Genomic DNA, 14,504 nt, shown 5'->3' with positions numbered 1-14,504 from the left:
CGGGATGTGCCGGTGAAGTTTGGACGGAGCCATGCACTATGGTTTATCTCGACATCGAGATACATTTCGCGCTAGACTTTATCTTGACGTCAAGATACTTGCCGAGAGGCGCACGCCTTCCATCATCGGCTCCGGTAAGCGGCGGCAGGCAGGTTAGCTAAGGCTTACCTTATCACCGGGTGGACCAAGAAGGAGTCAGTCGTGTCCGCGAACAGCTTCGACGCCCGCAGCTCGCTGCAGGTGGGCGACGAGTCGTACGAGATCTTCAAGCTCTCCGCCGTCGAGGGTTCCGAGCGGCTGCCGTACAGCCTCAAGGTCCTGCTGGAGAACCTGCTCCGCACCGAGGACGGCGCGAACATCACCGCCGACCACATCCGCGCCCTGGGCGGCTGGGACCCGACGGCCGAGCCGTCGGAGGAGATCCAGTTCACCCCGGCCCGCGTGATCATGCAGGACTTCACCGGCGTGCCGTGCGTGGTCGACCTGGCCACCATGCGCGAGGCCGTGAAGGAGCTGGGCGGCGACGCGTCCAAGATCAACCCGCTGGCGCCGGCCGAGCTGGTCATCGACCACTCCGTCATCGCCGACAAGTTCGGCACCCCGGACGCCTTCGTCCAGAACGTCGAGATCGAGTACGGCCGCAACAAGGAGCGCTACCAGTTCCTGCGCTGGGGCCAGACCGCGTTCGACGAGTTCAAGGTCGTCCCCCCGGGCACCGGCATCGTCCACCAGGTCAACATCGAGCACCTGGCCCGCACCGTCATGGTCCGTAACGGCCAGGCGTACCCCGACACCTGCGTCGGCACCGACTCGCACACCACCATGGTCAACGGCCTGGGCGTGCTGGGCTGGGGCGTCGGCGGCATCGAGGCCGAGGCCGCGATGCTCGGCCAGCCGGTCTCCATGCTGATCCCGCGCGTGGTGGGCTTCAAGCTCAACGGCCAGCTCCCGGCCGGCACCACCGCCACCGACCTGGTGCTCACCATCACCGAGATGCTGCGCAAGCACGGTGTGGTCGGCAAGTTCGTCGAGTTCTACGGCGAGGGCGTCACCGCGATCCCGCTGGCGAACCGCGCCACCATCGGCAACATGTCGCCGGAGTTCGGCTCGACCTGTGCGATCTTCCCGATCGACGCCGAGACCATCAACTACCTGAAGCTCACCGGCCGCGACGCGCAGCAGCTCGCCCTGGTCGAGGCGTACGCCAAGGAGCAGGGCCTCTGGCACGACCCGTCGGTCGAGCCGGTCTACTCCGAGTACCTGGAGCTGGACGTCTCCACCGTCGTCCCGTCGATCTCCGGCCCGAAGCGCCCGCAGGACCGCGTGATCCTGGCCGAGGCCGCCGCGAAGTTCGCCGAGGCTCTGCCGACCTACTCGGCCGAGGCCTCGAAGCCGACCGCCGTCACCGCCCCCGACGGGTCGACCTACCAGATCGACAACGGCGCGGTCGTGATCGCCTCGATCACCTCCTGCACCAACACCTCCAACCCCTCCGTCATGCTGGGCGCCGCCCTGCTGGCGAAGAAGGCCGTGGAGAAGGGCCTGACGGTCAAGCCCTGGGTCAAGACCACCCTGGCGCCCGGCTCCAAGGTCGTCATGGACTACTACGAGAAGGCCGGCCTGCTCCCGTACATGGAGAAGCTGGGCTTCAACCTGGTCGGCTACGGCTGCGTCACCTGCATCGGCAACTCGGGCCCGCTGCCCGAGGAGGTCTCGGCCGCGGTGAACGAGGCCGACCTGGCGGTCGTCTCGGTGCTCTCGGGCAACCGCAACTTCGAGGGCCGGATCAACCCCGACGTCAAGATGAACTACCTGGCCTCCCCGCCGCTGGTGGTCGCCTACGCCCTCGCGGGCAACATGAACGTCGACATCACCAAGGACGCCCTGGGCCAGGACGCGGACGGCAACGACGTGTTCCTCGCCGACATCTGGCCGTCCGAGCAGGAGGTCGCCGACACCGTCGCCGGCTCCATCGACGAGGCCATGTTCGACAAGGGCTACCAGGACGTCTTCGCCGGCGACCAGCGCTGGCAGTCGCTCCCGGTCCCGACCGGCAACACCTTCGAGTGGGACGCCGAGTCCACCTACGTCCGCAAGCCCCCGTACTTCGAGGGCATGGCCAAGACCCCGAGCCCGGTGACCGACATCGCCGGCGCCCGCGTGCTGGCCAAGCTGGGCGACTCGGTCACCACCGACCACATCTCCCCGGCCGGCAACATCAAGCCGGGCACCCCGGCGGCGCAGTACCTCACCGAGCACGGTGTGGAGAAGCGTGACTTCAACTCCTACGGCTCGCGCCGTGGCAACCACGAGGTCATGATCCGCGGCACCTTCGCCAACATCCGCCTGCGCAACCAGATCGCGCCGGGCACCGAGGGCGGCTACACCCGCGACTTCACCCAGGCCGACGCGCCGGTGTCGTTCATCTACGACGCCTCGCAGAACTACCAGGCCGCCGGCACCCCGCTGGTCGTCCTGGCGGGCAAGGAGTACGGCTCCGGCTCGTCCCGCGACTGGGCGGCCAAGGGCACCGCGCTGCTCGGCGTCAAGGCCGTCATCGCCGAGTCCTACGAGCGCATCCACCGCTCGAACCTGATCGGCATGGGCGTCCTGCCGCTGCAGTTCCCGGCCGGCCAGAACGCCGACTCGCTGGGCCTGACCGGCGAGGAGACCTTCTCCTTCACCGGCGTGACCGAGCTGAACGAGGGCCGCACCCCGAAGACCGTCAGGGTCACCGCGGGCGACGTCACCTTCGACGCGGTCGTGCGCATCGACACCCCCGGTGAGGCGGACTACTACCGCAACGGCGGCATCCTGCAGTACGTGCTGCGCAGCCTGATCGGCTGAACCAGGCACTAGCCGGGCAAGAGGCCGGACCGCGTCACGCGGTCCGGCCTCTTGTGCGCTCCGGGGCAATGGACTAAACCTCTCCATCAGCACATGGTCCATACCAATTGACGCTGAATCGGAGAGATTCACGGAATGACCAGACGCACACAGGCAGTTCTCGCGGCGGTCCTGCTCGCCTCCGTCGCAGCCACCCCGGCACAGGCCCACGAGGGCCGTGAGCGGCTCCAGGGCCAGCGGGTCGGGTACTTCACCCAGTGGGGCATCTACGGCGGCTTCTCGGCCAAGAAGGTCCAATCCAGCGGACAGGCCGGCAAGCTGACCGTCCTCAACTACGCCTTCGGCAACGTCTCCGCCGACGGCACCTGCTTCGAGGCCGCCGGCGCCGGTGTCGGCGACCCGTGGGCCGACTACCAGCGCCCGGTGGGCGCCGAGGAGTCGGTGGACGGCGTGGCCGACACCCCCGAGCAGGCGCTCAAGGGCAACTTCAACCAGCTCCGCAAGCTCAAGGCGAGCAACCCGCAGCTGCGCGTGGTGGTCTCGCTCGGCGGCTGGAGCTGGTCCAAGTACTTCTCCGACGCGGCGGCGACCGACGCCTCCCGGAAGAAGTTCGTCTCCTCCTGCCTCGACCTCTACCTCAAGGGCGACCTGCCCCAGCTCGGCTCGGTCGAGGGCGGGGCGGGCGCCGGCGCCGGGGTGTTCGACGGCATCGACATCGACTGGGAGTACCCGGGCGGCGGCGGTGACGCGGGCAACGTGGTGCGTCCCGAGGACGGGCGGAACTACACCCTGCTGATGCAGGAGTTCCGCCGCCAGCTGGACGAGCTCAGCGGCCGCCGCGGCCCGCACTACCTGCTGACCGCCGCCGTCCCGGCCGGCCAGGCCAAGGCCGACCAGCTGGAGGTCAGGAAGGTCGCCAAGTCGGTGGACTGGCTCAACCTGATGACCTACGACCTGCACGGTCCGTGGGAGTCCCTGGGCCCGACCGACCACCAGGCCAACCTCTTCAGCGACCCGGCCGACGTCGCCACCACCAACGGCGGCCTCAGCGCCGACAAGACGGTCCAGTACTACCTGGACCGCGGCCTGCCCGCCAAGAAGGCGGTGCTCGGCGTCCCGTTCTACGGCTACGGCTGGACCGGCGTCCCGGCCGGCGCCAAGCGCGGCCTGTACCAGCCCGCCACGGGCCTGGCGCGGGGCGGCAACCTGCCCTACAACCAGATCAAGGACCTGCCGGGCACCGTCTCCTACGACCGGGCGCACGGGGCGACCTGGAAGTACGACGGCACCGAGTTCTGGAGCTACGACACCCCGCAGCTGCTCACCCGCAAGGCGCAGTACGTCCAGGACGAGGGCCTGGGCGGCGTGATGGCGTGGTCGCTCGACAACGACGACGCCCAGGGTTCGCTCGTCGCCGCGCTGGACAAGGGTCTGCGGGACGACTGAACCGGGTAGACCTCCCAGTCCGAGGAACTGAGCGGACGTCAGTACCCGCGCAGCTTCGTGCATCACGATTTGAGTGTCGTGTTGCGCGAAGCTGCGCATTTCTATGTTCAACCGAACACTAACGCGCTACATTCTCCGTCATCGGTGGCGCGGACACGCAATGTGCAGGGTTCCTGCACATTGCACATGCTGCACTGCCGACAACACTTTGGCTGTCAGGACTGTGATCCGGCGGGCTGACTATTGCCGCCAGATGAACAGTGGACTATACCTTTGCGCATCGTAAAAACCGCCTCTGACCGGCGACTTCGCCGCTGGGCACGGTATGGCCACCCAGAGTTGACGATCCGTCAGCTCATGGTCTGCATCTTCTGGAACCGAGGGGTTAGGGCACTCAATGGGCTCTGCAACCGAGTACAACCGTCGTGACATCTTCAAGCGTGCTGCCGCCGTCACGGTGCTCGCGGCCGGCGGCGGCTCGCTGCTCGCCGCCTGCGCCGGTGGCACCGGCAGCAGCTCCGACAAGGGGTCCAAGTCGTCCGGCGGCTACAACCTGACCGACGCCAAGAACCCGTTCGGCGTGAAGGACGCCGACGGGCTCGAGGTCTTCATCTTCGACGGCGGCTACGGCAACGAGTACGCCAAGTCCTTCGAGGCGATCTACTCGAAGCAGTTCCCGGGCGCGAAGATCAACCACCAGGCCGACAAGGACGTCACCGGCAAGCTGCAGCCGCGCTTCAACGGCGGCTCCCCGCCGGACGTCATCGACGACTCCGGCGCCAAGCAGATGAAGCTGGACGTCCTCGCGGACTCCAACCAGCTCACCGACCTGGCCCCGCTGCTGGACGCGCCGTACATCGACGACCCGTCGAAGAAGATCCGCGACGTGCTGATGCCCGGCACCATCGAGTCCGGCACGGTCAAGGGCAAGGTCTACAACCTGTCCTACGTGTACACGGTCTGGGGCTTCTGGTACTCCGGCAAGCTGTTCAAGGACAACGGCTGGACCGCGCCGAAGACCTGGGCCGACTTCCTGACCCTGTGCGAGCAGATCAAGGCCAAGGGCATCGCCCCGCTCGCCCACCAGGGCAAGTACCCGTACTACATCAACGTCGTCATGATGGACATGATCGCCAAGCAGGGCGGCCTGGACCTCATGAAGCGGATCGACTCGCTCGACGCCACCGCCTGGGACGACCCGGCCGTCAAGACCGCGGTCACCGAGTTCTTCAAGGTGGTCGACAAGGACTACCTGCTCCCCGGCACCAACGGCATGACCCACATCGAGTCGCAGACCGCGTGGAACCAGTACAAGGCCGCGTTCATCCCGTCCGGCTCCTGGCTGGAGAACGAGCAGCTGCCCACCACCCCGGCCGACTTCGACATGAAGTTCCTGCCGATCCCGTCGCTGACCGGCGACAAGCTGCCCTTCGAGGCCATCCGTGCCGGTGCCGGTGAGCCCTTCATCGTCCCGTCCAAGGCCAAGAACGTGGCCGGTGGCCTGGAGTTCCTGCGCAAGATGCTGACCAAGGAGGCCTCGGGCAAGTTCGCCCAGACCGCCAACAGCCTCACCTGCCTCAAGGACGGCGTCGGCCCCGAGGTCCAGCTGAAGCCGGGCACCGCCTCCACCGTGGTGTCGCTGAAGGCTGCGGGTACCAACACCTTCAACTTCCAGTACCCGAACACCGCCTCCAAGTTCGACGAGGACCTGCAGAACGCCTCGGGCGAGCTCATGGCCAAGCGCATCACTCCGGACGAGTGGATCAAGCGCGCCAAGGAGTCGGCCACCAAGAACAAGACGGCCTGACCAGTCACTTGACCCAACCGCACCGGGGGCCCCGAACCGCCCCCGGTGCGTCTGCCTGAGGGACAGGAGTAAGTGACCATGCGTCACGGCAAGTACCCCTTCATCGTGGGGTTCCTCTTCCTTCCGATCGTGCTGTACGTCGGGCTGGTGCTCTGGCCGTACGCGCAGACCTTCGGATACTCCCTGACCGACTGGTCAGGGGCGAGCCAGGACATGAACTTCGTGGGCCTGGCCAACTACACGAGACTCCTCGATGACGAGGTCTTCGCCGGTGCCCTCTGGCACAACCTGCTGCTGCTGATCCTGCTGCCGGTCATCACCATCCTGATCGCGCTGTTCTTCGCCTTCATGCTCAACGTCGGTGGCAAGGGCGGCACCGGCGGCGTCCAGGGCGTCAAGGGAGCGGGCTTCTACAAGGTCGTCTTCTTCTTCCCGCAGGTGCTGTCGATCGCCATCCTGGCGGTGCTGTGGGGCGCGGTGTACCGGACCGACGAGTCGGGTCTGGCCAACGGCATCCTGATCAAGCTCGGCCTGGCCACCGCCCACGACCCGGTGGCGTTCCTGTCCGACCCGGACATGGTCCTGTGGTGCGTCCTCGCGGTGCTGGTGTGGTCCGGCGTCGGCTTCTACCTGGTGCTGTTCTCGGCCGCCATGCAGGGCATCCCGAAGGACATCTACGAGGCGGCGCTGCTGGACGGCGCCAAGCGCGGCCAGACCTTCTTCAAGATCACGCTGCCGCTGCTCTGGGAGACCGTGCAGACCGCCTGGGTCTACCTGGCCATCGTCGCCATGGACGCCTTCGCGCTGGTCGCCTCGATCACTCCGGGCGCCTACTTCGGCGGTGGGCCCGACCACCACAGCGAGCTCATCTCGACCTACCTGATGCGCAGCTTCCTGCGCAACGGTGAGGCGGGCTACGCCTGTGCGATGGGTGTGGTGATCTTCTTCTTCACCCTCATCCTGACCGTCGTCTCGCTCTGGGCCACCAAGCGCGACAAGATCGAGTACTGAGCGGGGACCCGGACATGAGCACTCTCGACACAACCGCGAGCGTCCCCGGACAGCGCACCGCCGGCAGCAAGCCCAAGCCTCACCGGGGCCAGCGCTTCGGCGACGGCGGAGGCGTGCTGAACGTCTTCTCGCACGGCTTCCTCGCCATCTGGGCGATCATGATCGTGCTGCCGCTGGGCTGGGTGGTCCTCGGCTCCTTCAAGACCGACTCGCAGATCAACGGCTCGGCCTGGAGCTGGCCGTCGAGCTTCCACTTCGACGCCTTCTCCCGGGCCTGGTCCAAGGGCATCGGCGGGTTCTTCCTCAACACGATCATCGTGCTGCTGGGCTCCGTCACCCTGACCATGCTGTTCGGCTCGATGGCCGCGTACGTGCTGGCCCGCTACGAGTTCAAGGGCAACCGGTTCATCTACTACCTGTTCGTCGCGGGTTCGATGTTCCCGGTGTACCTGGCCCTGGTCCCGCTGTTCTTCATGGTCCGCAACCTCGGTGAGATCTCGCCGTACCTCGGCCTGAACAGCTACGCCGGCCTGATCCTGGTGTACGTCGCCTACTCGCTGCCGTTCACCGTCTTCTTCATGTACTCGTTCTTCCGGACGCTGCCCAGCGCCGTGCACGAGGCCGCGATGCTGGACGGCTGCTCGCACACCCGGACGTTCTTCCAGATCATGGTCCCGATGGCCAAGCCCGGCCTGATCAGCGTGGGCATCTTCAACGTGCTCGGCCAGTGGAACCAGTACATCCTCCCGGTCACCCTGATGCAGCCCACCCAGGCCGGCGAGGCCGACCACTCGATGCTCGCCCAGGGCCTGGTCAACCTCGCCCTGCAGTCCGGCTACAAGAGCGACGCCCCGGCCCTGTTCGCCGGCATGACGATCGCCATGCTGCCGGTGCTGGTGGTCTACCTCTCCTTCCAGCGCCAGGTCCAGGCAGGCCTGACCTCGGCCACTCTGAAGTAGCCGCAGCAGCGACGGACGCGCGACCGGCCCGGCACTCCTCGTGGAGCGCCGGGCCGGTCGCGCAGTCGTTCCCGCGCGCGCAGTCGTTACGCGTCAGCCGCCTGCGCGCGCAGCGCCCTCGCCAGGTCGTCCCGGCACTCCACCACCAGCCGGCGCAACGCCGGTGCGGCGTCGGCGTGTTCGGCCAGCCAGGCGTCCGTGGCCGCCAGCGTCTCCGGGGTCGTCTGGTAGCGCGGGAAGAACCCGCCGACGATCCGCATCGCGATCTCGATCGAGCGGTCCGCCCAGATCGGCTCGAGCAGCTCGAAGTACGGCGCCGTGTAGGACGCCGTCAGCTCCCGCTGCCCGGCCTGGTTGAAGCCGGCGATCTGGGCCTCGACCAGGGCGTTGGGCAGCTCGTCGGAGTCGACCACCGAGGTCCACGCGGCGGCCTTCGCGCCCGGCGTGGGCAGCGCGGCCAGGCACTGGGTCTGCTGGCGGCGGCCGCTGGCGGTGTTGTCGCGCGCCAGCTCGGCGGCCAGCTCCTCGGTGGTGGCGGCGCCGTTCGCGGCGAGTGCCAGCCAGAGGCCCCAGCGCAGTTCCTGGTCGACGGCGAGGCCGTCGATCCGGGCGGTGCCCTCCAGCAGGCCGCGCAGCAGCTGGAGGTGGTCGGCGCGCTCGGCGGTCTGGGCCAGGAAGCGGGCCCAGGCGAGCTGGTGGTCGCTGCCGGGGGTGGCCTGCGAGAGCTCGCGCAACGCGCACTCGGCGAGCGCGGTGCCGTCGTCGGAGCGGCGGGCCGGGTCGGCGTAGAGCTCCAGCGCGGTGCCGGCCTGCTGGTGCAGCGACTGCAGCACGCCGATGTCGGACTCGTGCCCGGCGAAGCGCAGCACCAGGTCGAGGTAGTCGCGGGCGGGCATCAGCGCGTCCCGGGTCAGGTTCCACACGGCGGACCAGGCGAGCGCCCGGGCCAGGCCGTCGGAGAGGTCGCCGAGGCCGGTGCGCAGGGTCTCCAGCGAGTGCTCGTCGAAGCGGACCTTGCAGTACGTCAGGTCGTCGTCGTTGACCAGCACCAGCGCGGGCAGGGAACGGCCGGCCGCGTCCGGGACGGTGGTGCGGGCGCCGGTGACGTCCAGCTCGTAGCGGTCGGTGCGCTGCAGCGAGCCGTCCTCGGCGAGGTCGTAGAGGCCGACCGCGATGCGGTGCGGGCGGAGCACCTCGCCGTCCTGACGGATCGCCAGTTCGGTGATCCGGCCGTCGGCGTCGGTGGTGAGCTCGGGGGTGAGCACGTTGACGCCGGAGGTCTCCAGCCAGGCGGCGGACCAGGCGGTCAGGTCGCGGCCGCTGGTCTCCTCCAGCGCGTCCAGCAGGTCGGACAGGACGGTGTTCCCGAAGGCGTGCTTGCGGAAGTACCCGCGCACGCCCTCGAAGAAGGCGTCCCGGCCGACGTACGCGACCAGCTGCTTGAGGACGGACGCGCCCTTGGCGTAGGTGATGCCGTCGAAGTTGAGCTTGGCGTCCTCGAGGTCGCGGATGTCCGCGGTGATCGGGTGGGTGGTGGGGAACTGGTCCTGCCGGTAGGCCCAGGCCTTGCGGCGGTTGGCGAAGGTGATCCAGGCGGCGCCGTACCTGGTGGCCTCGATCTGGGCGAAGGAGCCCATGAAGTCGGCGAAGGACTCCTTGAGCCACAGGTCGTCCCACCACTTCATGGTGACCAGGTCGCCGAACCACATGTGGGCCATCTCGTGCAGGATCACGTTGGCCCGGGACTCGTAGGCCGCCTCGGTGACCCTGGAGCGGTAGATGAACTCCTCGCGGAAGGTCACGCAGCCCGGGTTCTCCATCGCGCCGATGTTGTACTCGGGGACGAAGCACTGGTCGTACTTGCCGAACGGGTACGGGTAGTCGAACTCCTGGTGGAAGAAGTCCAGGCCCTGCTTGGTGACGGTGAGGATCTCGTCGGCGTCGAAGTACGGGGCGAGCGAGCGCCGGCAGGTGGCGGCGAGCGGGATCTCCAGCACGGTGCCGTCGGCGAGTTCGCGCGTGTAGTGGTCGCGGACCACGTGGTACGGGCCGGTCACCACGGCGGTCAGGTAGGTGGAGATCGGCCGGGTCGGCGCGAAGTTCCAGGTGCGGGCGGCGTCCTGCTCGACGATCTGCTCGGCGACCGCGTTGGCGTACACGTCCCACGCCGCGGGGGCGGTCACGGTGAACGTGAACGGGGCCTTCAGGTCCGGCTGTTCGAAGTTCGCGAAGACCCGGCGGGCGTCGGCCGGCTCGTAGTGGGTGTAGAGGTAGGTCTCGCCGTCCACCGGGTCGACGAAGCGGTGCAGGCCCTCGCCGGTGCGGCTGTAGGCGCAGTCCGCGACCACGGTCAGCTCGTTGCGCGCGGCGAGCTCCGGCAGCGCGACCCGCGCGCCGTCGAACACCTCCGCCGGGTCGAGTCGGCGCCCGTTCAGCACCACCTCGTGCACCGCGGGGGCCAGCAGGTCCACGAAGCTCGCCGAGCCCGGGGCGGAGCAGTGGAAGTCGATGGTCGTGGTGGACCGGAAGGTGGGCCGGGCGGGGTCGGCCGCCGCACTCACGTCCAGGTGGACGCGGTAGCCCTCCACCCGGATGATCGCGGCCCGCTCGCGGGCCTCCTCGCGGCTCAGGTTCTTCCCCGGCACGTCGGCACTCCTCTGTACGGAACACGCGGTGTACGGAACACACGGTCGGGAGTGCTCATGGCACTCCTCCAGGGCATCCTTTCACGCCCCGACTCCTGTGCCATTGCACTGGGGGAGGAATCATCCCGGCCGCCCCGGAGTTCGACTCCCTCGGGAGTCCGGCTGCCCGGGCTCCCCGCACCCATGACCTGACGACCCGAAGGACGCCGTCCGTGACGACTGCCGACTCCCGCAAGATCGCCGACTTCTGGTTCGACCCGATCTGCCCCTGGGCCTGGATGACCTCCCGCTGGATGCTGGAGGTCGAGAAGCTCCGCCCGGTGGACACCCGCTGGCACGTGATGAGCCTCTCGGTCCTCAACGAGAACCGCGAGGACCTGCCCGAGAAGTACCGGGAGCTGCTGGCCGCGGGCTGGGGTCCGGTGCGGGTCCTGATCGCCGCCGCCGAGGCGCACGGCGAGAAGGTGCTCGGCCCGCTCTACACCGAGCTCGGCACCCGCTTCCACAACCAGGGCCTGCCGAACAACCGGGAGACCATCGTCGCCGCGCTGCAGGCCGCGGGCCTGCCCGAGGACCTGGCCGACGCCGCCGACACCGACGCGCACGACGAGGCGCTGCGCGCCTCGCACGCGGAGGGCATCGGCCTGGTCGGCGAGGACGTCGGCACCCCGGTGATCGCCCTCGACGGCCCCGACGGCCGGGTCGCGTTCTTCGGCCCGGTGGTCACCCCCACGCCGCGCGGCGAGGCGGCGGCCCGGCTGTGGGACGGCGTGGTCCTGGTGGCCTCGACGCCCGGCTTCTACGAGATCAAGCGCACCCGCACCGCCGGCCCGTCGTTCGAGTAGCTCGCTCCGCGAGGCGTACCGCCCGGATTGCCCAAGGGCGTCCGGGCGGTTCCTGTCGGAGCGTCAGTCCTGCCCGAGCTCGGTTGCTCGCGAAGTTCCCCGCGCCCCCTGCGGGGCGCGGGACTTCAGGTAGCCGAGAACGGCGAGCACGGCTGCCAGACCCGCCGTGAAGTAGAGCTGGATGCGGTTGGCGGAGTCCACGGTCATCAGGAGCAGGATGCCGAGGATCGCGGCCAGGGCCAGGTACGTCAGGTACGGGAAGCCCCACATCCGGACGGTCAGCTTCGCCGGCTCCTCGCGCTCCAGGCGCCGTCGCATGCGGAGCTGGGCCACCGCGATGAAGGCCCAGACCACCAGGACGGCGGCGCCGACCATGTTGAGCAGCCAGCTGAAGACGGTCTCCGGCCACCAGTAGGAGAGCAGGACGGCGAAGAAGCCGAACGCCGAGGAGGCCAGCACGGCGCGGCGCGGGACGCCGCCGGAGATCCGGGCGAGGGCGCGCGGGCCCTGGCCGCGGGCCACCAGCGAGTGGGCCATCCGGGAGGAGCCGTAGATGTTGGCGTTCATCGCGGAGAGCAGGGCGATCAGCACGACCACGTTCATCAGCTGGGCGGCGCCGGGGATGCCCAGGGTGTCGAGCACCGCGACGTAGGGGCCGGGCTTGACCACGGACGGGTCGTTCCACGGGACGAGGGTGACGATCACCGCCATCGAGCCGACGTAGAACAGGGCGATCCGCCACATCGCGGTGCGCACGGCCAGGGCGACGCTGCGCCGCGGGTTCTCGGACTCGGCGGCGGCGATGGTGACGGTCTCCAGGCCGCCGTAGGCGAAGACCGAGGCGAGCAGGCCGGTGACCAGGCCGCCGGCGCCGGTCGGGAGGAACCCGCCGTGACCGGTGAGGTTGGCGGCGCCGGGGGAGTCGGTGCCGGGCAGCAGGCCGAGCACGGCGAGCACGCCGATCACGAGGAAGGCGCTGATCGCGAGGACCTTGACCGCGGCGAACCAGAACTCGAACTCGCCGAAGTTGCGCACCGCCGCGAGGTTGGTGGCGCAGAAGAAGGCCATGAAGACGGCGACCCAGGCCCAGGACGGGACGGCGGGCAGCCAGCCGGAGACGATGCCGGCCGCGCCGATCGCCTCGGCCGCGACGCCGACGCAGAGCAGGATCCAGAACAGCCAGCCCGCGGCGAAGCCGGCCCACGGGCCGATCTCGCGCTCCGCGTGCACCGAGAAGGAGCCGGACGCCGGGCGCGCCGCGGACATCTCGCCGAGCATCCGCATCACCAGCATGACCAGCAGGCCGGAGGCGGCGAAGGCGAGCACCACGGCGGGACCGGCCGCGGCGATGCCGGCGCCGGAGCCGACGAAGAGGCCGGCGCCGATCACGCCGCCGAGCGCGATCATCGACAGGTGACGCTGCTTCAGGCCGTGGGCCAGGCCCGCGTCGTCGGACGCCTGCGGCGGCGCGGCGGGCGCGGTGGTGGGACTGGTCATGCGGGTGGATCCAGACGTTCGACTATCGGGGGACTCCGGGGAGTTCCGTCCACTATTCGGCACGTGACGTGGACGCCCCAAAGCATGCCCGGAATCCGGACGGCCATTTGACGGAACGTGACCGCACCGGCACCGAGACGGGACGTGAGTGCTTGGTCACAGGCCGGATCCGACAACCCCGGGCCGCCCGGCTTTGTCACGGGCCGACGCGGTGCCCGCGGCCTGACGCGGCGTAGGTTCGTGGTGATCATCCGCATCGGAACCCCCCGGGAGCGTCCATGGCCACCGCCGCGCCGATACCGTCCACCGCCGTCCTCGCCGACCTGCTGCCCGCGGCGTCCACCCGACTCGGGGCGCGGGCCCGCGAGCTGGCCCTGGTGGTCGGCGGCGCCGCCCTGACCGGCGCGGCCGCGCAGCTGTCGGTTCCGGTGCCCGGCTCGCCGGTGCCGGTGACCGGGCAGACCTTCGCCGCCCTGCTGGTCGGCACCGCGCTGGGCGCCCGCCGCGGCGCCGCCTCGCTCGGCCTCTACCTGCTGGCCGGCCTGGCCGGGATGCCGTGGTTCGCCGAGGGCAGCTCCGGCTGGTCGATGCCGAGCCTCGGCTACGTGATCGGCTTCGTGCTGGCCGCCGCGCTCACCGGCGCGCTGGCCCGCCGCGGCGCCGACCGCAGCCCGCTGGCCACCGCCGGCGTGATGGCCCTCGGCAGCCTGGCGATCTACGCCGTCGGCGTGCCGTACCTGGCGTTCGCGCTGGACGTCCCGCTGGCCAAGGCCGCCGACCTCGGCCTCTACCCGTACCTGGTCGGCGACGCCCTCAAGCTGGTCCTCGCGACGGCCGCCCTGCCGCTCACCTGGAAGCTGCTCGGCCGTCGCTGACGACCCGTCCGCGCACGAGCCCGCGCCCCTGTCGGGGAGCGGGCTGCGCGACATGTCACACTCATGGTCATGCGCGTGTACCTGGGCTCCGACCATGCCGGATACGAACTGAAGAACCACCTCGTCGAGTGGCTGAAGGGAGCCGGGCACGAGCCGGTCGACTGCGGCCCGCTCATCTACGACGCCGAGGACGACTACCCGCCGTTCTGCCTCCGGGCCGCCGAGCGCACCGCCGCCGACCCCGAGGCGCTGGGCGTGGTGATCGGCGGCTCGGGCAACGGCGAGGCGATCGCCGCCAACAAGGTGAAGGGCGTCCGGGCGGCCCTCGCCTGGAGCGAGCAGACCGCCGCCCTCGGCCGCGAGCACAACAACGCCAACGTGGTGTCGATCGGCGGCCGGATGCACACCGTCGACGAGGCCACCAAGTTCGTCGAGATCTTCCTCAACACCCCCTACAGCGGCGAGCCGCGGCACACCCGCCGGATCACCATGCTGTCCGAGTACGAGACCACCGGCGAGCTCCCCCCGATCCCGGCCCACCACCCGCAGGGCTGAACCCCGGACGCACGACG

Annotated in this window: 10 protein-coding genes; 8 read left to right on the top strand and 2 right to left on the bottom strand. The window is 69.4% G+C overall.

All coding sequences use genetic code 11. The annotated features are described in order from the left end of the window. The first annotated feature begins 201 nt into the window (after positions 1–201). From acnA to AB0K51_RS10180, 5 genes are all read left to right on the top strand, one after another. Complete coding sequence (gene acnA / locus AB0K51_RS10200; RefSeq protein ID WP_363452622.1) at positions 202–2,847, top strand: aconitate hydratase AcnA; 2,646 nt, start codon at positions 202–204, stop codon at positions 2,845–2,847. Between the two features lie 135 nt (positions 2,848–2,982). Beyond that, positions 2,983–4,293, top strand: coding sequence for a glycoside hydrolase family 18 protein (locus AB0K51_RS10195; RefSeq protein ID WP_363452620.1), 1,311 nt, complete (start codon positions 2,983–2,985; stop codon positions 4,291–4,293). 397 nt (positions 4,294–4,690) lie between these two features. Continuing rightward, positions 4,691–6,100, top strand: a complete 1,410-nt coding sequence (gene ngcE, locus AB0K51_RS10190) for an N-acetylglucosamine/diacetylchitobiose ABC transporter substrate-binding protein (protein WP_363452618.1) — start codon at positions 4,691–4,693, stop codon at positions 6,098–6,100. A gap of 78 nt (positions 6,101–6,178) precedes the next feature. Then, the gene (locus AB0K51_RS10185) at positions 6,179–7,111 is read left to right on the top strand and encodes a sugar ABC transporter permease (protein ID WP_363452616.1); all 933 of its coding nucleotides are present in this window, start codon (positions 6,179–6,181) and stop codon (positions 7,109–7,111) included. 14 nt (positions 7,112–7,125) lie between these two features. After that, entirely contained in the window at positions 7,126–8,070 is a 945-nt protein-coding gene (locus AB0K51_RS10180) for a carbohydrate ABC transporter permease (RefSeq protein WP_363452614.1), read from the top strand. Between the two features lie 86 nt (positions 8,071–8,156). Here AB0K51_RS10180 and pepN read toward each other — a convergent pair whose 3' ends face one another. Further along, on the bottom strand, positions 8,157–10,715 hold the full coding sequence (gene pepN / locus AB0K51_RS10175) for an aminopeptidase N (RefSeq protein ID WP_363452612.1): 2,559 nt from the start codon (positions 10,713–10,715) through the stop codon (positions 8,157–8,159). Positions 10,716–10,927: 212 nt separating this feature from the next. Between pepN and AB0K51_RS10170 the strand changes: the two genes are divergently transcribed. Further along, entirely contained in the window at positions 10,928–11,560 is a 633-nt protein-coding gene (locus tag AB0K51_RS10170; protein ID WP_363452610.1) for a DsbA family protein, read from the top strand. A gap of 63 nt (positions 11,561–11,623) precedes the next feature. Here AB0K51_RS10170 and AB0K51_RS10165 read toward each other — a convergent pair whose 3' ends face one another. Continuing rightward, complete coding sequence (locus AB0K51_RS10165) at positions 11,624–13,057, bottom strand: amino acid permease (protein WP_363452608.1); 1,434 nt, start codon at positions 13,055–13,057, stop codon at positions 11,624–11,626. A gap of 278 nt (positions 13,058–13,335) precedes the next feature. On the opposite strand from AB0K51_RS10165, the gene AB0K51_RS10160 reads away from it, so the two are divergent. Both AB0K51_RS10160 and AB0K51_RS10155 read left to right on the top strand, forming a co-directional pair. After that, on the top strand, positions 13,336–13,932 hold the full coding sequence (locus AB0K51_RS10160; protein ID WP_363452606.1) for a biotin transporter BioY: 597 nt from the start codon (positions 13,336–13,338) through the stop codon (positions 13,930–13,932). Between the two features lie 69 nt (positions 13,933–14,001). Beyond that, positions 14,002–14,487: a ribose-5-phosphate isomerase gene (locus tag AB0K51_RS10155; protein WP_363452604.1), complete on the top strand. Its 486-nt coding sequence runs from the start codon at positions 14,002–14,004 to the stop codon at positions 14,485–14,487. Positions 14,488–14,504: the final 17 nt, after the last annotated feature.

The sequence above is a fragment of the Kitasatospora sp. NPDC049285 genome (assembly GCF_040678815.1).
Lineage (GTDB): Bacteria > Actinomycetota > Actinomycetes > Streptomycetales > Streptomycetaceae > Kitasatospora.
This window is presented reverse-complemented; position numbering and strand designations above follow the sequence as displayed.

Excerpts from the sequence above, each read along its gene's own strand:
- AB0K51_RS10155 (WP_363452604.1), top strand. The coding sequence starts at position 14,002 with ATGCGCGTGTACCTGGGCTCCGACCATGCCGGATACGAACTGAAGAAC.
- AB0K51_RS10165 (WP_363452608.1), bottom strand. The coding sequence starts at position 13,057 with ATGACCAGTCCCACCACCGCGCCCGCCGCGCCGCCGCAGGCGTCCGAC.
- ngcE (WP_363452618.1), top strand. The coding sequence starts at position 4,691 with ATGGGCTCTGCAACCGAGTACAACCGTCGTGACATCTTCAAGCGTGCT.
- AB0K51_RS10185 (WP_363452616.1), top strand. The coding sequence starts at position 6,179 with ATGCGTCACGGCAAGTACCCCTTCATCGTGGGGTTCCTCTTCCTTCCG.
- AB0K51_RS10195 (WP_363452620.1), top strand. The coding sequence starts at position 2,983 with ATGACCAGACGCACACAGGCAGTTCTCGCGGCGGTCCTGCTCGCCTCC.
- AB0K51_RS10160 (WP_363452606.1), top strand. The coding sequence starts at position 13,336 with ATGGCCACCGCCGCGCCGATACCGTCCACCGCCGTCCTCGCCGACCTG.
- AB0K51_RS10180 (WP_363452614.1), top strand. The coding sequence starts at position 7,126 with ATGAGCACTCTCGACACAACCGCGAGCGTCCCCGGACAGCGCACCGCC.